The sequence below is a fragment of the Exiguobacterium sp. Leaf187 genome (assembly GCF_001423925.1).
In the GTDB taxonomy this organism is placed as follows: Bacteria; Bacillota; Bacilli; order Exiguobacteriales; family Exiguobacteriaceae; genus Exiguobacterium_A; species Exiguobacterium_A indicum.
The window spans coordinates 1426978-1447596 of sequence record NZ_LMPR01000009.1; the positions used below are offsets into that span (position 1 = coordinate 1426978).

The following is a 20619-nucleotide window of genomic DNA, read 5'->3' on the forward strand; positions in this document are numbered from 1 at the left end:
TCACATTCATCAATGTGTTATCCTCAATTTAGATTTTTGCTGAAAATAGTATGTCACATTGGTGACGTGGAGGTTATATACATGGAACGGGAACTCGCACTGGAAATCGTACGCGCTACGGAAGCAGCAGCACTAGCTTCTGCTCAATGGATTGGTCGCGGTAAGAAAAATGAAGCGGATGATGCAGCAACGACTGCGATGCGCGAAGTCTTGAACACGGTCAACATGAACGGAACGGTCGTCATCGGTGAAGGCGAACTCGACGAAGCACCGATGCTCTTCATCGGCGAACGTGTCGGAACAGCAAACGGTCCAATCGTTGACATCGCCGTCGACCCGCTCGAAGGTACGAATATCGTCGCCAAAGGTCTCGGTAATGCGATGGTCGTCATCGCCGTCGCCGATCAAGGTGCCCTGCTCCACGCACCGGATATGTATATGGATAAATTAACAGTTGGACCGAACTTAAAAGGACACGTCTCGCTCGACGATCCACTTGAAGTCATCATTGAAAAAGCAGCTCAATACAACAATAAACGGATTGAGGACGTCACGGTCATCATGCAGGATCGCCCACGTCACGATCACTTCCGCGAAGCCGCGATGCGGATGGGCGCACGGGTTCGTCTATTTGAAGACGGCGACGTCTCGGCTGGAATCGCACCACTCTCTCCTGCGACAGGAATCGATATCTTCATCGGTACAGGCGGTGCTCCTGAAGGTGTCATCACGGCTGCTGCCGTTAAAGCGATGGGCGGCGACATGCAGGCACGCTTACACCCGATGAACGAAGAAGAAACTGCTCGTGTCATCCGGATGGGGCTTGAAGATCCGCTTCAACTTTTAACGCTTGATGACCTTATCAAAAGCGACGACTGTATCTTTGCTGCGACCGGCGTCACGACGGGCGAAATGCTCGATGGCGTTAAGTTCTTGACGGATGATATCGTTGAGACGACATCCCTTGTCATGCGTTCAAAGACACGGACGATTCGAAAAGTCATCGCCGAGCATAGCTTATCGCGTAAACCATACTTGCAAAAAGTCCCCCAAACCCTTTAATCTGAAACAGATGTTAGGGAAATGAGGGAAGCTGAATGATGGAAGAACGTGATTTTTTATATGATGATGTCGAACAAACGAAGACACGCTTTGTCAGTTGGGTCGGAGAAGCTAGTCGGTTTGATCTCGCCATCACGCACTCGGAACATTTTTACGGTAAGATTCTCGTCTTGAATCTCTTATCGAATCGCTATGCGATCATCGGTGCGGATGATTTTGATGAACCTGGCTACATCGCGACGGCGTTTGACGTCGAAGACGATGCGGCAACGGAACTCGAGATGTATCTACGCGCTTATATCGGTCTATGAAAAAAGCCTTCGTCCGCGGACGAAGGCTTTTTCTTATAAGAGACGATCGTTTCGTTCATTTAATGTGTTCGGTCCGCTGAAGACGTTCGTATTGTCTGACTCGTCATGGGCACGACGCTCCGAATGCTGATCCGCTTCATCACCGACGAGTAATACGAATTGACCGCTTTCGACCGCATGATTCGCACGATCGACGTCTTCCTTCGTCAAGCCACTTCCACGAATAGCATCTCCGTGGGAAGCCGTGTCATCTTTTTTGAAGATGCTCTTGATTTCCTGCCAGAGATTACGATGATCTTCCTGTGACAGACGCGTAGATGTCTGTTGGTTGTTCAAATCCGCTAGTTCCTCGATTTGTTCGAGATCGTATTTGTCGTGTGCTAAGACTTTTAAATCAGTCGAGACGACACCGGCAACACGGAGATCGTGCACGGCACTAACAACTTCTGGTACGGATGAGTAAATTCCAACGATTCGCATGGATGGTTCCCCCTATAGGTACATGATACTTATAGTAATAGCCGAATTCCGTCCACTAGAAACGCTTTTCTGTATGACAGTTTGATTACTCGCTTTCCGTCTTCTCTGGTGCAGGTGCGAACTTCCGTTTCAACTTCAACGTATTGGATGAAGAACCGTCGAAGCGAGGTGGTGCTTCTTCTCCTTCTACCAATCCGATCTTCTTGACGATGAAGTAGGCACATCCGAAGTTACAGTATTCGTAGAGATAATCCGCCACATGCGAAATTTTCGTATCGAATGTCGCTTTCTCGTGTTGATCCTCATAGAAGCCACGTAGCCGTAATTGACCGTGCCCCCAGTCCCCCACGATATAATCATATTTCTCTAGGACATCGCTAAAACGACCGATGAAGGCTTCCTCATTAAAACCTTCCCGCTTCTCTTCGACGACCTCATAACGTTCCCGATTGACTTGTATCATTATTCCCACCTCCTGCTGTTCTTATCATAGCATATTCCATTTCGCCTGGCAGACGAAAAACCGTCCGAGCAACTGCTCGAACGGTTTTTGATCGTTAGTCGATCGGAAGTGCTGTTTTATTCTTTTTCGCTGCGTTGACTTGTTCATCCGCGTGATACGACGAACGAACGAGTGGACCTGCCTCACAGTGCGAGAATCCTTTGCTGAGCGCGATCTGCTTCAGTTCAGCGAACTCTTGTGGTGTATAGTATTTGATGACGTCGAGGTGTTTTTTCGTCGGTTGGAGATACTGACCGATTGTCATGATGTCGACGTTATTTGCGCGAAGATCATCCATCGTTTCAAGAATCTCTTCCCATGTCTCACCAAGACCAAGCATCAAGCTCGACTTCGTTGGAATTTCAGGTGCGAGTTCCTTCGAACGGCGAAGGAATTCAAGCGTCCGGTCGTATGTCGCTTTCGCACGAACGGTCGGTGTCAGACGGCGGACCGTCTCGATGTTGTGGTTCATGATGTCTGGTTGTGCATCAATCAGCGTTTTCAATGCCTCAAAGTTCCCACCCATATCTGAAGGCAAGACTTCGATTGATGTCTCTGGATTCATCCGACGAACTTCACGGACGGTTTCAGCGTAAACGCCTGCTCCGAAATCATTCAGATCGTCACGGGCAACCGCTGTGATGACCGCGTGCTTCAGGTTCATCAAACGAACGGATTCCGCGACACGTTTTGGTTCTTCAAGATCGAGTTCGTTTGGGCGTCCTGTCGTCACGGCGCAAAAACGGCACGCACGTGTGCAGATACTTCCGAGAATCATGAACGTCGCCGTCCGGCGTACCGCCCAACACTCGTGGATATTCGGACACTTTGCTTCCTCACAGACAGTATGTAGCTTTTTCTCGCGCATCATACTTTTTAATTCTGTGTAGGTTTCATTCGTATTCAGCTTGATTTTCAACCATTCCGGTTTACGTTGGATTTCTCCGCGTCCCATGGTTTCGCTTCCCCCTTCATCCCCAAAAAGTCAATTCATGTCTGCTTTAGTATAACAAACAATCAGGGTTTGCGAACATGTAATTCATTATATTCCGACTTCTCCGATAAGCGTTCGAACAACAAATCCCGTAACAATTCCGGCATGAAATATTCTTTTGGCATTTCTTTGATTGCTGGAAAGAGTGGACCGAACGTGAACATATCCGGCAAGACGACCGTATAGTTTCGCGTTGGCTCAAGCGGTTGATGTGCCGCCAAACCAGCATAATGCATCCGCCCCATCAACTTACCACGGAAACCGAGACCTCGAACCTTTAGTTGTTCGAACTGATCTGTTTTGACTTCGTCGAGGAAAGTTTGTAATTCCACTCCGGTCATCGTCACTTTACAAGGATTGATCGGGTGCGGACAGAGTCGATGTAAATCAAAGGCAGAGACAGGACCTGGTGGAAGTGACCCAAGCAGAATACCTGCCGGGACACAAGCGATATCCGCATCACACCAATCACGCATCGTCTCGACAAGCAATTGTGAGAACGGCGACTCGCTGAACCAATCATTGGCTAGACCCGATGTCTCGCCAATCGGCTCCTTCATCTGTTGTTCCGCCAGATACTGTTCGCGGTCGAGTAATTTCGCCGTCGCTTCGTCCTCGACGTAATCGTGTAAGGAATGAAGGACCGCTTCCTTCTCTCCGGTATCCGTATTCATATAAATTTCACCCGCATACTGCCCATGTTTACCGGCTTGGGTGATTAAGACACCGTTCTTAACGACACCGTCATCAAGGACATGGTGCGTATGCGCACCGATGATCAAATCCAGTTCTGGAAAACGCATCGCGAGTTCTTCGTCTTGATAGAAACCGAGGTGACTCAAACAAATCAAGACGTCGACTTCTTGACGCAAATGTTCGATTTCACGCGCCGCGACGTCAAACGGTTCTTCGATTGTCCAACCAAGTAAACCGTACAGTTCGATATACGGTGCCGTCAGACCAAAGACGCCGACTTTTCCAGTCGGTAATTCGTGAATGACTCCTTGCTTGGCAAACGGTGCTTCTAAATTCGAGACGAGGACCGGAAAGTCCGCTTCCGTGTAGAGGTTCGCTAACCAGTCGTGCGGAAACGTGATGCCTTCATTGTTCCCGATCGTCACGGCAGTCGGCATCAACGCATTCAGTAGATGCGTATTGATTTTTCCTTTTGTTGCTTCCGTCGCTGGATCAACACGGTCAGCATGATCGCCGAGATCAAAAACGAGCGAATCATACGTCCGGTGTTCCTTGACGAAGGACATGTAGCGAGGCCACATGTCGAAGTGTGAATGCAAATCATTATAGTGAATGATGTGTAACTTCATGCAGAAGCCCCCCTTGATGATTTAAAACAATGAGATTTGTCGCGGCGCCAGTTCATAGTCGAGATCGAGAATCTCGATTAATCGTTTCGCATTCGGGGCAGCATCTCCTGCTGAGTTGTTATTGAAGAAGACATAGACATCCTTTGCTTCCGCTGCTACGTTTCGGACGTGGCTTGCGAGTTCCTGTAACTCGTCTTCTGAATACCGATAGAGACAGCGGACTTTTCGCCAATCGTCGCTGCTTTGACCCGGTTTCTTTAACCAACCCGCTTTATTTCGTCCATGAAGGCGGATGAATGCCGTCTCCTGCGTCACGACCGGTACGAATGGTACGGAACCATCTTCGGTCTGGGGTTCGTCACAAATCGTATGAATAAACTGATGTTCCTTCAAAAATCGGAGCGTCCGCTCACGATAAGCTTCCGAATACCACGATGGATTTCGGAACTCAATCGCGACCGGCAGTCCAGCAAGTGATTTTCGGATCGTTTGCAAATACTCCAAGTGCATTTTGCTGACATCGAACCAGGGCGGTAACTGCACGAGGATCGCTGCAATCTTTCCACTCTTTCGCATCGGTTCGATCGACGCGATATATTGTTCAAAAATCGGACCGAGCGGATCTTTATTCTCCCGGTCATGTCCACTCATCGCCCGGTGGACCTTGACGATGAAGCGGAACCCGTCCGGTGTCTCGGATGTCCATTTTTCGTAGTTTCGTTCCGGTTGAATCGCATAGAACGTCGAGTCGACCTCGACTGCTGGAAAATGTCCCGCATAAGCGGCGAGCTTCTCCTTACGATCTTGCGGGGTCAAGTAGAGACTATCATGATCTCCCCAGCCCGTAACACCGATATATATCATGCGCTCCTCCCCCTTACGTGTTCTATTCTACCTATTCATCATAGCATAGCAGAATCCGGGATTTCTTCTTCAATGCTTCAATTTAAACGTTCATATTCAAGTATGATACATCCCGATTCGAAGTATTGTGTTTTGATCATTTTTAAGTGTTGCGGTTGATCGAACACCGGAAACATCCGTTTTCCACCGCCGAGCAGAACAGGATAAATCACGATATGATAACGGTCGACGAGTCCAAGTCGTATCGCTTCAGCAGCAAGCGTCGCCCCACCGATCGCAATCTGTTTTCCAGGCAAGGCTTTTAGTGCTTGAAGTTCCTCGGTAAGTGACTTGGTCGCTAGACGTGTCTTTCCTTCGACAGCGTCGAGCGTCCGCGAGAAGACGACCTTCTCAAGCGATTGCCAGGTTTTCGCATACTCAACGACAATCGGCTCGTCTTCCTGATCCGCTGTCTCCCAGTATTGCATCATCTCGTACAAACGACGTCCATAGACATGGGTATCGAACGCTTTCTCGTAGTCATTGAAATACTGATGTAATTCTGCGTCCGGTGAAGCGAAATCGATCCTACCTGACGCATCTTCGATATAACCGTCAAGCGAGACTTGAAAGGAATAGACGATGTCACGCATAGTAATCCCTCCTTTTTCACTCTTTACCCGAATAACCATTTCATGAAAAAACTCCCCCATCCGTAGATGAGAGAGTAAGACGAATTATCCGATTGAACCTTCCATCTCGAACTTGATGAGACGGTTCATTTCGACCGCATATTCCATTGGAAGTTCTTTCGTGAACGGCTCGATGAAGCCCATGACGATCATTTCCGTTGCTTCCTCTTGTGAAATCCCGCGGCTCATGAGGTAGAACAATTGCTCTTCCGAGACCTTCGAGACTTTCGCTTCGTGCTCGAGCGAAATGTTATCGTTGAGGATTTCGTTGTACGGAATCGTATCCGACGTCGATTGGTTATCCATGATGAGCGTATCACATTCGATGTTCGAACGTGCGCCTGTCGCTTTCCGTCCGAAGTGGACGATACCGCGGTACGTGACTTTCCCACCGTGTTTTGAGATCGACTTCGAGACGATCGTCGACGACGTGTTCGGTGCTAAGTGAATCATCTTCGCACCCGCATCTTGGTGTTGACCTTTACCAGCGATTGCGATCGACAATGTCATACCACGTGAACCTTCACCTTTGAGGATGACGGCTGGGTATTTCATCGTCAGTTTCGAACCGATGTTACCATCGACCCATTCCATCGTTGCGCCAGCTTCACAGATCGCGCGCTTCGTAACGAGGTTGTAGACGTTGTTCGCCCAGTTTTGGATCGTCGTGTAACGGCAGTAAGCGTTTTTGTTGATGAAGATCTCAACGACCGCTGAGTGAAGCGAGTTCGTTGTGTAGACCGGTGCTGTACATCCTTCGACGTAGTGAACCGATGCTTCGTCATCAACGATGATCAACGTCCGCTCGAATTGACCCATGTTTTCCGAGTTGATGCGGAAGTAGGCTTGAAGCGGCGTGTCGACTTTAACACCTTTTGGTACGTAGATGAACGATCCACCTGACCAGACCGCTGTGTTCAAAGCTGCGAACTTGTTGTCTGTTGGCGGGATTAATTTTCCGAAGTACTCACGGAAGATATCTTCGTTCTCTTTTAACGCTGTATCTGTATCTTTGAAGACGACACCGATTTCTTCGAGGTCTTCTTTCATGTTGTGGTAGACGACCTCTGACTCGTACTGAGCCGAGACACCTGCCAAGTATTTTTGCTCTGCTTCTGGGATACCGAGTTTGTCAAACGTACGTTTGATTTCTTCTGGTACTTCATCCCACGATTTCTCTGCCCGTTCAGACGGCTTGACGTAGTACGTGATGTCGTCGAAGTTCAATTCTGAGAGATCGCCACCCCACGCTGGCATCGCTTGTTCGTTGAAGATCTTAAGTGATTTCAAACGGAAATCAAGCATCCATTGTGGTTCTTCCTTCATTTTTGAGATCGTTTCGACGACTTCAGTCGTCAAGCCACGTCCAGAACGGAAGATCGAGATATCGCGATCGTGGAAACCATATTTATAATCGCCAATTTCCGGCATGTTCTTTGCCATGTTCATTTCCTCCTCTTACTTGCTTGTGACCGAAGTTTACTTCCCTTCTTCTACGCCGCGTTCGAGCGCCTTCCAGGCAAGTGTCGCACATTTGATCCGTGCCGGGAATTTCGTGACACCCGAGAGTGCCTCGACGTCCCCGAGGTCGAACGATTCGTCGTCATAGTCTTTTCCTTGGACCATGTCCGAAAAGATATCCGCGAGTCGTAAGGCTTCTTCGATAGTCTTACCTTTGACGAGTTGCGTCATCATTGAAGCAGACGCCATGCTGATCGAGCAGCCCTCCCCGTCAAATTTCGCATCACGGACGACATCGTCTTCAATCGCGAGCTGGAGACGAATCGTATCGCCGCACGTCGGATTGTTCATGTCGATCGTGACGCCCCCCTCGATCGCACCGCGATTTCGGGGAGTTTTATAGTGATCCATGATCACTTGACGATACAAGTGATCGAGATTGTTAAAATCCATGACTGAAATACTCCTTCGTTTGGCGAAGTCCTGTCACGAGTGCGTCAACCTCTTCTTTCGTGTTGTAGAGATAGAAGCTAGCGCGAGCCGTCGAGCTCGCTCCGAGCCAACGCATCAAGGGCTGTGCACAGTGATGACCGGCGCGAACCGCGATTCCCTGCATATCAAGGACGGTTGCGACGTCATGTGCATGGACATCACCGAGATTGAACGTGACGAGTCCAACGCGTTCTTCCGGACCGTAGATCGTTAGTCCGTCGATGTCACGCATTTGTGCCATCGCGTACTGCGCGAGTTCACGTTCGTGTGCTTCGACGTTCTCTAAACCAATCTCTTCTAAGAAATTAATCGCTGCCGATAAACCAACGGCACCTGCGATAATCGGTGTACCCGCTTCGAAACGATATGGAGACGGTTTGAACGTCGACTCTTCAAGACCAACGTAATCAATCATCTCACCACCGAACTCAACGGGTTCCATCGCATTGAGTAATGCCTTTTTCCCGTAAAGAACACCAACGCCTGTCGGACCACACATCTTGTGTGCGGAGAAAGCGAGGAAGTCACAGTCGAGATCCGTGACATTAATCCGTTGATGCGGTGCACTTTGCGCGGCATCAACGACCATGACGGCACCTCGAGCGTGAGCAAGACGCGCGACTTCTTTGATCGGATTGATCGTACCGAGAACGTTCGAGACATGTGCCATCGCGACGATCTTCGTCCGGTCGGACAGTTGTGCTTCGACCGCTTCGACCGTCACGCGACCATCCGCTGTCAAATCGACGTATTTCAACTTCGCTTTTTTGCGTTTAGCGACTTGTTGCCACGGAATGAGATTCGCATGGTGTTCGAGGTATGTGACGACGATCTCGTCGCCTTCTTCGACATGCTCCATACCGTAGCTTGACGCGACGATGTTGATCGCCGTCGTCGTGCCGCGGGTAAAGATAATTTCTTCATGGTGTTGCGCCTGGATGAAACGACGAACGTTCTCACGCGCACCTTCGTACGCATCCGTCGCTCGTGTTCCGAGCGTATGGACGCCACGGTGCACATTCGAATGAATCGTCTTATAGTAGTCGTCAATCGCGTTGATGACGACGAGCGGCTTCTGCGAAGAGGCCGCACTATCGAGATAGACGAGTTTCCGGTCGTTGACCTGTTGGTCGAGGATCGGAAACTGATTGCGGATGGATGCATCGATTCCCATATTAGTTTACTTTCCCTTCGATGACTTGAACGAGACGTTCTTTCACCGAGTCAATCGCAAGTTCCGAGACGACTGGCTGGAGGAATCCGTGAACGACGAGGCGTTCTGCTTCCTTCCGTGAAAGGCCACGGCTCATCAAGTAGTAGAGTTGTAGTTCATCGACACGACCGACAGATGCCGCGTGTCCTGCCATGACGTCATCCTCATCGATCAAGAGGATTGGGTTCGCATCACCACGTGCCTTTTCAGACAACATGAGGACACGTTCCGTTTGAACGCCGTTTGATTTCGAAGCGCCGTGATGGATCATCGACGTTCCGTTGAAGATTGATGTTGCTGAATCTTTTTGGACACCGTGGATCAAGATGAAACCTTCTGATCCTTTACCGAAGTGGTCCGTCCGGACGTTGAAGTTTTGTTTTTGCTCTCCACGACCGACCGTAACAGCTTTCGTATCTGAGAACGAATCGTTTCCGACGAGGTGTGTTTTTGTTTCTGTAACCGTGTGACCGTCATTCATGTGACCGAGTGCCCATTCGAGCTTCGCGCCCTGTTTGACGACACCACGACGGTTCATATACGTGATGGCACCTTTTGATAGCGTATCGACACCACCGAAGAGGACTTTTGCGTTATCTTCAACGAAGACTTCTGTGACGACGTTGACGTTATGCGCTTCGTCACCGTAAGAGACGAAGTTCTCGATATACGTCAATTCGCTGTCAGCGTCTGCGACGATGATCGCGTGATGGTAAAGCGCTGCGCCTGATTGCTCAAGCGTGTAGATCGCTTGCATCGGTACAGAAAGCTTAACGCCTTTTGGTACATAAAGGAACGTACCACCGTTACGAAGTGCTGCGTTTAATGCCGCAAGACGATCTTCGTTAACTTGAACACCTTCCGTCATGTAGTACTTCTCGACGAGTTCTGGGTGTTGTTTTAATGCGTCTTCGAGCGTCGTGAAGATGACGCCGTTCGCCGCTTCACTGTTTTGCGCGTGGACGAGTTGTCCGTTACGCGTGACGAGCATGTGATCACGGTTTTCGCCGATCAATGCTTCGATATCTGAAGAAAGACCAGTGACGGTTTCGAGTTCCGTCGTACCTTCTGTGAAGTTCCAGCCTTCGATCTTGATTTTTTCTACTTTTGGCAATGCGAGCGTTGGGGCAAGATCAAGCGCGTCTTGACGCTTTGCGACCATCCAAGATGGTTCCCCTAAGCGAGTCGCACGTTCTGCCACTGCCTCGCGATTTACTGCAAGATTCAGTTCTACAGTCATCATGCTTCCTCCCTCGTCTTACGCTTTTGTTTCGATTTCGACGTCTTCGATGCCGAGTTCTTTTTTAACCCAGTCATAACCTTCTGCTTCGAGACGGTGTGCGAGTTCTTTACCACCAGACATGACGATTTTTCCGCCCATCATGATGTGGATGAAGTCTGGCTCGATATAGTTCAAGAGACGTTGGTAGTGCGTGATGATCAAGCAGCCGAATTCAGGTGAACGCATTTCGTTGACACCTTTTGCGACGACTTTCAATGCATCGATATCAAGACCTGAATCGATTTCATCAAGAATCGCGATCGCTGGTTTAAGCATCATCATCTGAAGAATTTCGTTACGTTTCTTTTCTCCACCTGAGAAACCTTCGTTGAGGTAACGGTGTGCCATTTCTGAAGGCATCTCGAGAAGACCCATTTGTGAATCAAGCTCACGGATGAACTTCATGAGTGAGATTTCATCGCCTTCTTCACGACGCGAGTTGATCGCTGAACGAAGGAAGTCTGAGTTCGTGACACCACTGATTTCGCTTGGGTACTGCATTGCGAGGAACATACCCGCTTGTGCGCGCTCATCGACTTCCATGTCGAGGACGTCTTCGCCGTCGAGTGTGACTGAACCAGATGTCACTTCGTACGATGGGTGACCCATCAATGCTGATGCGAGTGTTGATTTACCTGTCCCGTTTGGTCCCATGACCGCGTGGATTTCCCCGCCTTTGATTTCCAAGTTGACGCCTTTCAAGATTTCCTTGCCGTCGATCGCGACGTGTAGATCTTCAATCTTCAAGTGTGAAGCCTTCATGTTAGAATCCCTCCATCTATTCATTTCGTGACTGACGATTCAGAACACGAGCGTTACTAATTTAGTATCATTCTAATCTTAAAGAAACATCGCGTATTATTCAAGCGTCATCGCTCGCTGATTTTTCTCAAAATCATGCGTTTTGTTGAGAATCATTCGAAAGTTTCACCGGTTCCTCCAGTTCATCGATCGTCGAAGCCCGATGAATCCGTTGTGACAGTAAGAGCAGTGGTATTCCGAATAATGTCAAGCCCGCTAATATCCCGAAAATCGGTAACGGACGGTCCGCTCCATATAAACTTAACAAATGTCCTCCGGCGATCGGACCGATTGATTGTCCGATCGACGTCAAGCCCATCGCCCCGAAATAACTGCCCCGTAATTCTGGTTTGGCGAACCGATCGGTCAAGATGTCGGTCATCGTGAACATCATGACTTCCCCGCACGTGAAGATGAACATCGCGACGATCATCAACCAGATCGCGTTCGCATTTCCCATGATGAACAATCCGATCGCAACAGTCGCAATCCCGGTCGTGATCGAGACGAGTGGTGACGTCTTCATACCAAACTTCATGATCGGATATTGAACGATCAAGACGGTGATCGCATTGATCGTGATCAAAATCGCATAGAGTGTCTTCCCGCCTTCAAGCAGTGACGTTTCCGTCAAGAACTGTGGCAATGTCGAGTTGAACTGACTGTAGCCGAAAACCCCGAAGATGATGCCAGCGAGTGCCAGCGTAAAAGCGATATCCGTCCGCAACAGACGAACCGTTGCTCCGAACGATACCTTTTTCCCACCATGCGTCTCGGTGATCGGATGGCGTTTGAATAAGATACCGATCATCCCCCCGTACACGATATAGACGAACGCTGTGATGTAAAACGTCGCGGACGTGTTCCCCGCACTCAGCAGTAAAGCAATTCCCGGTCCGATCGCTGCTGCGATGTTGATCATCGCGTAACGGATATTGAAGACGAACAATCGGTTCGCTTCGTCCGTCGTATCACTGATCAAGGCACGGGCGGATGGTTCAAAAATCGAACGACAGACCCCGTTCAAAGCACTGAGCGTAAAGAATGCCCAGAATGTCTCGACTTGTGCCAGCGCAATGAAGACGATCGCGAATCCGATCGTTCCGGCAAGCATCATCGCCCGGCGACCATACCGGTCCGACAAGGTGCCGCCGATGAAACTCATGACGAGACTGGCGATCGCCGAGATACTGAGTACCCAGCCAACATCGACAGGATCAAATTTCAGGACGGTCGTCATGTAGATGGCGAAGAACGGCATCGTGATGAACGTTCCGAGACGTGAGAAAAACGTCCCGAACAAGACCCCGAGTGTCAACGGATGCAGTTGACTTATGCGTTGCATATGATTCCCCCTAACCCCTGTTTCAGACAAATGAAAAGCATCCTTCCATTATATAGGAAGGATGCCGGCTTCGGTGAACTTATTTGCTGACTGGAACGACCGCACCTTTGTACTTGTCGAGGATCCAATCTTGGTTTTTCTTTTCGTGCAGAACGTCAAGAAGTGCTGTGACACGCTTGTCTTTTTCATCGCCATCACGTGTAACGATGATGTTGACGTATGGTGAAGACTCATCTTCTGAAGCGATCGCGTCTTTCAATGGGTTCAGACCGTTATCGATCGCATAGTTCGTGTTGATGAGGACGGCGTCGCCTTCATTGTTTTTGTAAGCTTGCGGAAGAAGTGATGCTTCGATGTTCGTCTTGAACTTGAGTTTCTTCGGGTTCTCCGCGATATCACCGAGTTGTGCATCTGTCGTTTTACCGTCTTTAAGCTTGATCAATCCTTCATTTTGAAGGAACGTCAAGACACGACCGCGTTCCGCGACGTTTGAGCTCGTTAAGATCGTTGCACCGTTTGGTAACTTATCGAGTGACTTGTATTTCTTCGAGTAAATACCGAGTGGTTCAACGTGGACGCCACCTGCGTTCGCGAACTTATATGATTTGTTTTCTTTCTCTTGTTGCTCAAGATACGGTACGTGCTGGAAGTAGTTCGCATCGATTTCTTTTGAAGCGAGCGCTTTGTTCGGAAGTACGTAATCTTGGAACTTCTTGATTTCAAGCTTGTAACCTTTTGCTTCGTATTCTTTTTTGACGTGCTCAAGAATCTCAGCGTGCGGTACGTTCGAAGCACCAACGACGAGTGTTTTGTCGTCGCTACCTGATCCTGATGATTTTTCGCCACATGCAGCAAGGCTAATAGCTAAGACGGATACAGCAGCAGTACCTACGAATTTTTTCCAAGTTTTCATGAATGATTCCTCCAATATGATTAAGTTTCGAATTAACGTTTATCGATCGCGCGGATCAGCAAGTCACCAATGATTTGGATGACGAAGACGATCGCTAAGATTAAGAGTGTCGCAATGACGATGACATCGTTTTGAGAACGCTGGAATCCTTCGATGAAGGCCATGTCCCCAAGTCCACCTCCGCCGACTACTCCGGCCATTGCCGTATAACCGACAAGTGAGACGAGTGTGACCGTGATACCAGAAACGATGGCAGGCAACGCTTCCGGGATTAAGACTTTATAGATGATCTGGAACTTCGTCGCGCCCATCGATTCAGCTGCCTCGATGACACCTTTATCGACTTCGCGTAACGCGAGTTCAACCATCCGACCGTAAAATGGTGCAGCACCGAAAATCAGTGCCGGTAATGCTGCCGTTGGTCCGAGGAACGAACCGACGATTGCTGTCGTAAATGGAATCAATAAGATCAGTAAGATGATGAACGGAATCGAACGGAAGACGTTGACGACCAAGCTCAACACTGAATAGAACGCCCGATTCTTGAACAATAACTCTTCGTTTGTCGCATACAATAGTAAACCAATGATCAAACCGAGGACGAATGTCGAAACACCAGCGATTGCCGTCATATAGACGGTACTGCCTGTCGCTTCCCACACCATGTCCCAATCTAGATTGTCAAAGAATGAAATCATCGGTGATCCACCTCCACTTCAACATCACTGGCTTGAAGCTTCGTGATGACCGCTTGTGTTGCTTCTGTTTCCCCGATCAACTGAATGAACAGTGTACCGAGTGCCCCTTCCTGTGATTGACCGACGTTTCCACCGATGATATTGAACAGGACCGGCGAATCCTTCATGACTTCCGCGAGGATCGGGCTTTCTGCTGTCGATCCGACGAACGTCAACTGAACGATTTTTCCGGTTGGGTACCGTTCGCGTAGTTTCGCGAACGTTAACTCGTTCTCCGACGGCGACGTCAATTGTTTGACGAATTCCTTCGTCATCGCTTGCTTCGGATGACGGAAGACTTCTGCGACCGGTCCTTGCTCGACGATTTTACCGGCTTCCATGACGGCGACCCGGTGACAGATTTTTTGAATGACGTGCATCTCGTGTGTGATCAAGACGATCGTCAGTTTCAGTTTTTCATTGATGTCGACGAGTAACTCAAGGATTGAGTCCGTCGTCTTCGGATCGAGTGCACTTGTTGCCTCGTCACATAAGAGAACGTCCGGGTTCGATGCCAGTGCCCGAGCGATACCGACACGTTGTTTTTGACCACCGGATAATTGTGACGGATAGGCTTTTTCGCGTCCGTCCAAACCAACGAGTTGGATCAGTTCCGCGACCCGTTCCTTGCGGTGTGCTTTCGGGAAGCCACCGAGCTCGAGTGGGAACATGATGTTCTCTTCAACCGTCCGTGACCATAGTAAGTTGAAGTGTTGGAAGACCATCGAGACATTCTTGCGGACGCCTCGTAATTCCTTAGGTTTTAGTGATGTCATTTCAACACCATCGATTTGGATCGAACCACTCGTTGGTGCTTCGAGCATATTCAGTAATCGGATCAGGGTCGATTTCCCTGCTCCGGAATAACCGATTATTCCAAAAATTTCACCGCGCTCGATTGTCAGATCGACATTCGCGACGGCTTCGACCGCTCCGCGCTTTGAGCGATAAATCTTTCCTACGTCTTGTAAACGAATCACAACTGTCCCTCCTAAAATAAAAAAAGTGCGCGCGTTTTAGAGCAAACGCGCGCACTTTTCAGTACACAAAACCATTTGCTCTCATCTCCCAGACTTTTGTCTGCTGGAATTAGCACCACTTCGGATTAGATCCGCGGTTGCCGGGTTTCATCGGGCCAGTCCCTCCACCACTCTCGATAAGAGTTTCGGTATTAAGTTTGTAGAATATATTCTGAATATTAGCAGGGGTTATTTTTGTTGTCAAACAGTTTTTTCAGAAACTTTTTCGAGGAACGTGAAAGCACGTGTTAAGTCTTCTTTCAAATCTTCCGCATCCTCAAGTCCAACTGAAATCCGAACGAGACCGTCCGTGATGCCGAGTTCTGCCCGACGTTCTGCTGGGATCGACGCGTGCGTCATCCGTGCAGGCACCGAAATCAGACTCTCGACGGCACCAAGACTCTCAGCGAGTGTGAAGAAGTGTGTCGCCTCGACGAGTTTTTCTGCGTTCGCTGCTGAACCGACATCAAAGCTGATCATCCCACCAAATCCAGTCGCTTGTTTCGCTTGGATGTCGTGACCAGGATGCGATGCAAGTCCTGGGTAGAAGATGTTCGAGACGATGTCTTGCGCTTGTAGGAACGCAACGAGATCATGTGCTGTCTCTTCGATCGCATCCATCCGGATACCGAGTGTACGAAGACCACGGACGAGCAAGAAGCTGTCTTGCGGTCCAAGCACGCCGCCTGTCGAGTTTTGAATGAAGTGCAGCTCTTCGCCGAGCGCATCATCTTTGACGACGACAAGTCCAGCGACGACGTCCGAATGTCCGCCGATGTATTTCGTCGCACTGTGCAAGACGATGTCTGCACCAAGTGCGAGTGGTTGTTGATGGTATGGTGTCGCGAACGTGTTGTCGACGACGAGTTTAAGATCGTGACGTTTGGCGATTGTTGCGATTGCTTCAATGTCCGTAACTTTCAACAACGGGTTCGTCGGTGTTTCGACGTAGACTATCTTCGTGTTGTCTTGGATCGCTGCTTCCGTTGCCGCAAGATCCGTCGTATCGACGAATGTCACTTGGATGTTGAACTTCGGTAAGACGCGTTGCATCAAGCGGAACGTACCACCGTAGACGTCATCCGTCATGACGATGTGGTCGCCAGACTCAAGCAAGTGGAAGACGGCATGGATCGCTGCCATCCCAGAACCGAACGCAAAACCACGTGCGCCGCCCTCGAGATCCGCAATCAATCGTTCGATGCTCGTCCGTGTCGGGTTCGCTGTCCGTGAGTATTCGTATCCGTCCTTAAGTTGACCGATTTTATCCTGCTTGTATGTGCTTGTTTGATAGATTGGAGGTGTGACGGCTCCTGTTGCCCGATCGACACCTGTTCCTCCATGAATCAATGCTGTCTTCTTACGCATGAGTTTCGTCCACCTTTTCAAAGATTTGTTGGCTTAAATAGCGTTCGGCACTGTCTGCGAAGACGGTGACGATCGTACTGCCGGGGTGACGCTTTGCGATATCAAGCGCAGCAACGAGCGCTGCACCTGCTGAACTACCAACGAGTAGTCCTTCGCGAGCAGCGAGTGTATGAACCGCGTCAAATGCATCGCGGTCAGAAATCGTATGAATCTCATCAACGAGTTCACGCGGAACGAGGCTTGGCCATTTCGCTGTACCGATACCTTCTGTCTTATGCGGACCGGCTGGACCACCATTTAAGACGGAGCCTTCCGGTTCAACGATTGCTGCTTTTGTACCGAGACGTTGTTTTAAGAAGTCCGCTGTTCCGGCGAACGTACCACCTGAACCACAACCGGCAACGAACCAGTCGATGTGCGGCAAGTCCGCAATCAGCTCAGGACCGAGTGTCCGCTGATACGTGACTGGGTTCTCTTCGTTTTCGAATTGTAACGGAACGTAACTATTCGGAATTTCTTGACCGAGTTCTTTTGCCCGGTCGATGGCCCCTTGCATATCGAGTTCAGTCGGTGTGTTGACGACGGTTGCGCCGAGTGCCCGCATCAACGTCTGCTTTTCCTGACTGAATTTTTCCGGAACGACACAGATGACTTGGAGATCGTATTTTTTAGCAGCGAGCGCCAAGCCGATGCCGGTATTCCCGGCTGTCGGCTCGATGATCGTACCGCCTGGTGTCACATGTCCGTTTTCGATTGCTGCATCAACGAGTTGAATGCCAAGGCGGTCTTTGACGCTGCCCCCAGGGTTCATCCATTCGAGCTTCGCCAAAATGCGCGTACCAGCAGGCAAATCGAATGAAGTGATCTCGTAGAGTGGTGTGTTTCCGACGAGGTCGCGGACGTTGTTCGCGATCATCCGAAGACGATGTCCCATTCATCACGACCGGCAAGCATTTTCTCGGCATAGTGCTTCGCTCCTTTGAGGTCATGTGCGCTCGCAAATCCACATTGGACTTCGTTTTGCGCTGGAATCTCTTCTGCTGCGAGGACGTCTTTCAACGTCTTCTCAACGAGTTCGCTCATTTTTTCGACCGAGTCGAAGTTCATCATCGCCATGTAGAAACCTGTTTGGCATCCCATCGGCGAGACATCGATGACATCATCCGAGTAGTTACGGATGTTTTCAGCAAGTAAGTGCTCGAGTGTGTGCATCGCACGCATCGGCATTTGCTCAACGTTTGGTTGCGTGAAACGGATATCGTATTTGACGACTTGGTCGACTTTACCTTCTTTATAACCCGCGACGCGGATATAAGGTGCTTTGACTTTCGTATGATCCAGGTTAAAGCTTTCGACGTTCATTTTTTGAAGTGCCATGATTTATTCCCCCATTTTCTCGGCTTCTACGAGCCAGACGAAGTGATTGTATTGTATAAATTTAACAGTGAATCCTCGTGCTGTAAACAATTCTTCCATGACTGGAATCAACGGGTAGAACTCGCGTTCGAGATCTTCCGCTAACGCGTCGAACCCTTGAGCACGTGCTTCACGAATCGTTTGCAGGCGTGCCTCTTCTGAGACGAACATCGTATCCGCGTAGACGATTTTTCCGTCTGCCGGTAAATGTGATGCCATCAGTTCGATCGCTTCTCCCTTTTCCTCATCTGTTAGATGATGAAACGCATACGTCGAAACAAAACTGCGTGCTTCCTTCGCTTCGAACGAGAGGAAGTGACCGTCTTGTACATCAAGTGACGGAATCTTTTCCGTCAGGATTGCCCGCATCTCCGGACTTGGTTCGACGGCGAGTACGGCGTCGTGACGTGCCAGAAGACGTTGTGTCAGGTTCCCTGTGCCTGCTCCGAATTCAATGACCGGCGACTGCGCTTTATCCGCTACTGTATCCAAAATCTCATCGTATCGACGAAAAACCTCTTTATACTCCGGATCGTGTCCGGTTACTGTCTCGTCATACGTCGATGCCCATTCTGTGAAAACATCCATAAAACGTACTGTCATGCCTTGTCGTCCTCCATCTCACCAGTTAATTCCGAGTAATCGGATATGAATTAAAGTAATTTTCCTTATTCGCATTGTAGCAAGGAGATTCTATCCTGGCAAGCGACCGGCTCAAAAAACTTCCAGAAAACAAAAAAAGGCGTTGCCGGCGAACCGACAACACGAATAATGTGGTTAGAAATGCTACGAAGGAAAACCCAGCTCCATTCGGAATTGTTCGCTCTTCCGCGTGGAGGACGGCGCCTGTTCGACATGATCGCCAGCTTACGTTCACTTCCTGATCGGTCCTTTCGATCCACCACCCGTTCATTGCACCGCTTCGTCTTTGGGGGACGACTTAAGGGGAAACAATACACCGGCTTAGGATGGGAGAAAGGGTTCAGGACTTGAATCGTATTGAACGATCATCTCTGCTAGACTTCCTATAATGCATTTCTAGAAGTTGTTATGAATATACCATTCATATTTCTGCGTTGTCAACGGATTATTGTAAATATTCCGACAATTTAACAAAAAGAAAAATCCAATCGGACTTCTCTTACCGTTCTTGACAGAAAGCAAAGACGTTTTGAACGGACTGGAAAGCATAAAGTCGCTCTACGACTTGATTTTCTTCAATTCGCAACAACGCAGGAACACTCATGACACGGGCTTCTTCTAAGAAATCCGGAATGAAATTCCCGTTCGCCTTCTGAATCGATTGACCTGATTCCGTCGCTTCGACGATATCGAGCATACGTTCCGCGATGGCGCATGTCCCGCACATCGGTGCATAGACATACAATAGCCCGTTTTCCGGGACGGTCGTGACCTCTTGCATGACGGTCGCTCCTTTCTTCGTGGTATCTGTCGTCAGTATACAAAAAAAAGAGAGCGGACGAAACGCAAGCGCCTCGTTCACTCTCTTTTCGTTAAGTATTACTCGTTGATCATCGATTTGTATGCTGCAGCATCCATCAATGCTTCGACTTGCGATGCATCTTCGATTTCGATGTCGACCATCCAAGCGCCTTCGAATGGTGACTCGTTGACGAGTTCTGGGGAATCTGAAAGATTTTCGTTGATGGCAACGACTTTACCAGAGATCGGTGCATATAATTCCGAGACTGTCTTGACCGACTCGACTGAACCGAATGGCTCGTTTGCTGAGATCGTATCTCCGACTTCAGGCAATTCGACGAAGACGATATCCCCGAGTTCGTGTTGCGCGAAATCCGTGATTCCGATGCGCGCCTTGTTTCCTGATACTTCGACCCATTCATGTTCTTCCGAATAGCGTAAGTTGTCTTTTACTTGACTCATTTCCGATTCCCCCTGTGGACTAATTTGGACTAACGTGTTCAGTATACCAAAATCGACTCTGAACTTAATACCATTTTCCTTGATACATTTCTTCCTTGAAGCCGATCGTGACGTCTTTCCCGTCTGTGACGATCGGACGCTTCAACAACATGCCGTCACTTGCGAGTAACTTGTATTGCTCGTCTTCTGATAGCTCTGGAAGTTTGTCCTTGATCCCTTGCGAACGGTATGATTGACCGCTCGTGTTGAAGAATTTCTTCAGTGGCTCTCCACTCTTTTGATGAAGTTCCTGAATCGTCGTTGCAGATGGTGTCTCCTCGACAATATGTTTGTAATCCACTTCGACACCGTGCTGTTCGAGTGCTTTTTTTGCTTTGACGCACGTACTACATTTCGGATAGCCGTACATCGTGACTGTTTTTGTCATGTTTCTCACCTCACCTTCAAGAGTAGCAGAT

General features: G+C 49.1%; 24 protein-coding genes and 1 riboswitch. Of the genes, 2 read left to right on the forward strand and 22 right to left on the reverse strand.

The window, feature by feature from the left end; all coding sequences use genetic code 11:
- Positions 1-81 precede the first annotated feature (81 nt).
- Entirely contained in the window at positions 82-1062 is a 981-nt protein-coding gene (gene glpX / locus ASF99_RS11620; protein WP_029342420.1) for a class II fructose-bisphosphatase, read from the forward strand.
- 35 nt (positions 1063-1097) lie between these two features.
- On the forward strand, positions 1098-1373 hold the full coding sequence (locus ASF99_RS11625; RefSeq protein WP_055968847.1) for a DUF3055 domain-containing protein: 276 nt from the start codon (positions 1098-1100) through the stop codon (positions 1371-1373).
- Positions 1374-1406: 33 nt separating this feature from the next.
- Here ASF99_RS11625 and ASF99_RS11630 read toward each other — a convergent pair whose 3' ends face one another.
- From ASF99_RS11630 to ASF99_RS11735, 22 genes are all read right to left on the reverse strand, one after another.
- Positions 1407-1853 carry a general stress protein gene (locus tag ASF99_RS11630; RefSeq protein ID WP_023469148.1) on the reverse strand — a complete coding sequence of 149 codons (447 nt, stop codon included), beginning with the start codon at positions 1851-1853 and terminating at the stop codon, positions 1407-1409.
- A gap of 85 nt (positions 1854-1938) precedes the next feature.
- Positions 1939-2316 carry a YutD family protein gene (locus ASF99_RS11635; protein WP_023469149.1) on the reverse strand — a complete coding sequence of 126 codons (378 nt, stop codon included), beginning with the start codon at positions 2314-2316 and terminating at the stop codon, positions 1939-1941.
- A gap of 94 nt (positions 2317-2410) precedes the next feature.
- A complete protein-coding gene (gene lipA / locus ASF99_RS11640) occupies positions 2411-3310 on the reverse strand; it encodes a lipoyl synthase (RefSeq protein WP_023469150.1) in 900 nt (299 codons plus the stop codon).
- A 62-nt stretch (positions 3311-3372) separates the two neighbouring features.
- Entirely contained in the window at positions 3373-4674 is a 1302-nt protein-coding gene (locus tag ASF99_RS11645) for a bifunctional metallophosphatase/5'-nucleotidase (RefSeq protein ID WP_035396386.1), read from the reverse strand.
- A 21-nt stretch (positions 4675-4695) separates the two neighbouring features.
- On the reverse strand, positions 4696-5538 hold the full coding sequence (locus ASF99_RS11650; RefSeq protein ID WP_035396384.1) for a DUF72 domain-containing protein: 843 nt from the start codon (positions 5536-5538) through the stop codon (positions 4696-4698).
- Positions 5539-5615: 77 nt separating this feature from the next.
- Entirely contained in the window at positions 5616-6170 is a 555-nt protein-coding gene (locus ASF99_RS11655; RefSeq protein WP_023469153.1) for a dihydrofolate reductase family protein, read from the reverse strand.
- Positions 6171-6254: 84 nt separating this feature from the next.
- Positions 6255-7652, reverse strand: a complete 1398-nt coding sequence (gene sufB, locus ASF99_RS11660) for a Fe-S cluster assembly protein SufB (protein ID WP_023469154.1) — start codon at positions 7650-7652, stop codon at positions 6255-6257.
- A gap of 36 nt (positions 7653-7688) precedes the next feature.
- Positions 7689-8123 (reverse strand): Fe-S cluster assembly sulfur transfer protein SufU, encoded by a 435-nt coding sequence (gene sufU, locus ASF99_RS11665; protein WP_023469155.1) that lies wholly within the window; start codon positions 8121-8123, stop codon positions 7689-7691.
- Positions 8113-9336 (reverse strand): cysteine desulfurase, encoded by a 1224-nt coding sequence (locus ASF99_RS11670; RefSeq protein ID WP_055968849.1) that lies wholly within the window; start codon positions 9334-9336, stop codon positions 8113-8115. Before ASF99_RS11670 ends, sufU begins: the two co-directional genes overlap by 11 nt.
- A gap of 1 nt (position 9337) precedes the next feature.
- Complete coding sequence (sufD, locus tag ASF99_RS11675; RefSeq protein WP_055968851.1) at positions 9338-10615, reverse strand: Fe-S cluster assembly protein SufD; 1278 nt, start codon at positions 10613-10615, stop codon at positions 9338-9340.
- A gap of 18 nt (positions 10616-10633) precedes the next feature.
- On the reverse strand, positions 10634-11419 hold the full coding sequence (gene sufC, locus ASF99_RS11680) for a Fe-S cluster assembly ATPase SufC (RefSeq protein WP_023469158.1): 786 nt from the start codon (positions 11417-11419) through the stop codon (positions 10634-10636).
- A gap of 133 nt (positions 11420-11552) precedes the next feature.
- The gene (locus ASF99_RS11685; protein WP_055968852.1) at positions 11553-12803 is read right to left on the reverse strand and encodes an MDR family MFS transporter; all 1251 of its coding nucleotides are present in this window, start codon (positions 12801-12803) and stop codon (positions 11553-11555) included.
- A gap of 79 nt (positions 12804-12882) precedes the next feature.
- The gene (locus ASF99_RS11690) at positions 12883-13716 is read right to left on the reverse strand and encodes a MetQ/NlpA family ABC transporter substrate-binding protein (RefSeq protein WP_023469160.1); all 834 of its coding nucleotides are present in this window, start codon (positions 13714-13716) and stop codon (positions 12883-12885) included.
- A 32-nt stretch (positions 13717-13748) separates the two neighbouring features.
- Positions 13749-14414, reverse strand: a complete 666-nt coding sequence (locus ASF99_RS11695; protein WP_023469161.1) for a methionine ABC transporter permease — start codon at positions 14412-14414, stop codon at positions 13749-13751.
- Entirely contained in the window at positions 14411-15433 is a 1023-nt protein-coding gene (locus ASF99_RS11700) for a methionine ABC transporter ATP-binding protein (protein WP_023469162.1), read from the reverse strand. Before ASF99_RS11700 ends, ASF99_RS11695 begins: the two co-directional genes overlap by 4 nt.
- 78 nt (positions 15434-15511) lie before the next feature.
- Positions 15512-15616, reverse strand: a riboswitch (SAM riboswitch).
- 57 nt (positions 15617-15673) lie between these two features.
- On the reverse strand, positions 15674-16840 hold the full coding sequence (locus tag ASF99_RS11705) for a bifunctional cystathionine gamma-lyase/homocysteine desulfhydrase (protein ID WP_023469163.1): 1167 nt from the start codon (positions 16838-16840) through the stop codon (positions 15674-15676).
- A complete protein-coding gene (locus ASF99_RS11710) occupies positions 16833-17756 on the reverse strand; it encodes a PLP-dependent cysteine synthase family protein (RefSeq protein ID WP_023469164.1) in 924 nt (307 codons plus the stop codon). Before ASF99_RS11710 ends, ASF99_RS11705 begins: the two co-directional genes overlap by 8 nt.
- Positions 17753-18217, reverse strand: coding sequence for an S-ribosylhomocysteine lyase (locus ASF99_RS11715; protein ID WP_023469165.1), 465 nt, complete (start codon positions 18215-18217; stop codon positions 17753-17755). Before ASF99_RS11715 ends, ASF99_RS11710 begins: the two co-directional genes overlap by 4 nt.
- Before the next feature lie 3 nt (positions 18218-18220).
- Entirely contained in the window at positions 18221-18859 is a 639-nt protein-coding gene (locus tag ASF99_RS11720) for a class I SAM-dependent methyltransferase (RefSeq protein ID WP_023469166.1), read from the reverse strand.
- Between the two features lie 538 nt (positions 18860-19397).
- Positions 19398-19679: a thioredoxin family protein gene (locus ASF99_RS11725; protein ID WP_023469167.1), complete on the reverse strand. Its 282-nt coding sequence runs from the start codon at positions 19677-19679 to the stop codon at positions 19398-19400.
- Positions 19680-19777: 98 nt separating this feature from the next.
- Positions 19778-20161: a glycine cleavage system protein GcvH gene (gene gcvH / locus ASF99_RS11730; RefSeq protein WP_029342437.1), complete on the reverse strand. Its 384-nt coding sequence runs from the start codon at positions 20159-20161 to the stop codon at positions 19778-19780.
- A 64-nt stretch (positions 20162-20225) separates the two neighbouring features.
- Positions 20226-20588, reverse strand: a complete 363-nt coding sequence (locus ASF99_RS11735) for an arsenate reductase family protein (RefSeq protein ID WP_023469169.1) — start codon at positions 20586-20588, stop codon at positions 20226-20228.
- Positions 20589-20619 lie beyond the last annotated feature (31 nt).

Bases quoted from the DNA above. Each gene is read 5' to 3' on its own strand.
- glpX (WP_029342420.1), top strand. From the start codon at position 82: ATGGAACGGGAACTCGCACTGGAAATCGTACGCGCTACGGAAGCAGCA.
- ASF99_RS11625 (WP_055968847.1), top strand. From the start codon at position 1,098: ATGATGGAAGAACGTGATTTTTTATATGATGATGTCGAACAAACGAAG.
- ASF99_RS11630 (WP_023469148.1), bottom strand. From the start codon at position 1,853: ATGCGAATCGTTGGAATTTACTCATCCGTACCAGAAGTTGTTAGTGCC.
- ASF99_RS11635 (WP_023469149.1), bottom strand. From the start codon at position 2,316: ATGATACAAGTCAATCGGGAACGTTATGAGGTCGTCGAAGAGAAGCGG.
- lipA (WP_023469150.1), bottom strand. From the start codon at position 3,310: ATGGGACGCGGAGAAATCCAACGTAAACCGGAATGGTTGAAAATCAAG.
- ASF99_RS11645 (WP_035396386.1), bottom strand. From the start codon at position 4,674: ATGAAGTTACACATCATTCACTATAATGATTTGCATTCACACTTCGAC.
- ASF99_RS11650 (WP_035396384.1), bottom strand. From the start codon at position 5,538: ATGATATATATCGGTGTTACGGGCTGGGGAGATCATGATAGTCTCTAC.
- ASF99_RS11655 (WP_023469153.1), bottom strand. From the start codon at position 6,170: ATGCGTGACATCGTCTATTCCTTTCAAGTCTCGCTTGACGGTTATATC.
- sufB (WP_023469154.1), bottom strand. From the start codon at position 7,652: ATGGCAAAGAACATGCCGGAAATTGGCGATTATAAATATGGTTTCCAC.
- sufU (WP_023469155.1), bottom strand. From the start codon at position 8,123: ATGGATTTTAACAATCTCGATCACTTGTATCGTCAAGTGATCATGGAT.
- ASF99_RS11670 (WP_055968849.1), bottom strand. From the start codon at position 9,336: ATGGGAATCGATGCATCCATCCGCAATCAGTTTCCGATCCTCGACCAA.
- sufD (WP_055968851.1), bottom strand. From the start codon at position 10,615: ATGACTGTAGAACTGAATCTTGCAGTAAATCGCGAGGCAGTGGCAGAA.
- sufC (WP_023469158.1), bottom strand. From the start codon at position 11,419: ATGAAGGCTTCACACTTGAAGATTGAAGATCTACACGTCGCGATCGAC.
- ASF99_RS11685 (WP_055968852.1), bottom strand. From the start codon at position 12,803: ATGCAACGCATAAGTCAACTGCATCCGTTGACACTCGGGGTCTTGTTC.
- ASF99_RS11690 (WP_023469160.1), bottom strand. From the start codon at position 13,716: ATGAAAACTTGGAAAAAATTCGTAGGTACTGCTGCTGTATCCGTCTTA.
- ASF99_RS11695 (WP_023469161.1), bottom strand. From the start codon at position 14,414: ATGATTTCATTCTTTGACAATCTAGATTGGGACATGGTGTGGGAAGCG.
- ASF99_RS11705 (WP_023469163.1), bottom strand. From the start codon at position 16,840: ATGCGTAAGAAGACAGCATTGATTCATGGAGGAACAGGTGTCGATCGG.
- ASF99_RS11710 (WP_023469164.1), bottom strand. From the start codon at position 17,756: ATGATCGCGAACAACGTCCGCGACCTCGTCGGAAACACACCACTCTAC.
- ASF99_RS11715 (WP_023469165.1), bottom strand. From the start codon at position 18,217: ATGGCACTTCAAAAAATGAACGTCGAAAGCTTTAACCTGGATCATACG.
- ASF99_RS11720 (WP_023469166.1), bottom strand. From the start codon at position 18,859: ATGACAGTACGTTTTATGGATGTTTTCACAGAATGGGCATCGACGTAT.
- ASF99_RS11725 (WP_023469167.1), bottom strand. From the start codon at position 19,679: ATGCAAGAGGTCACGACCGTCCCGGAAAACGGGCTATTGTATGTCTAT.
- gcvH (WP_029342437.1), bottom strand. From the start codon at position 20,161: ATGAGTCAAGTAAAAGACAACTTACGCTATTCGGAAGAACATGAATGG.
- ASF99_RS11735 (WP_023469169.1), bottom strand. From the start codon at position 20,588: ATGACAAAAACAGTCACGATGTACGGCTATCCGAAATGTAGTACGTGC.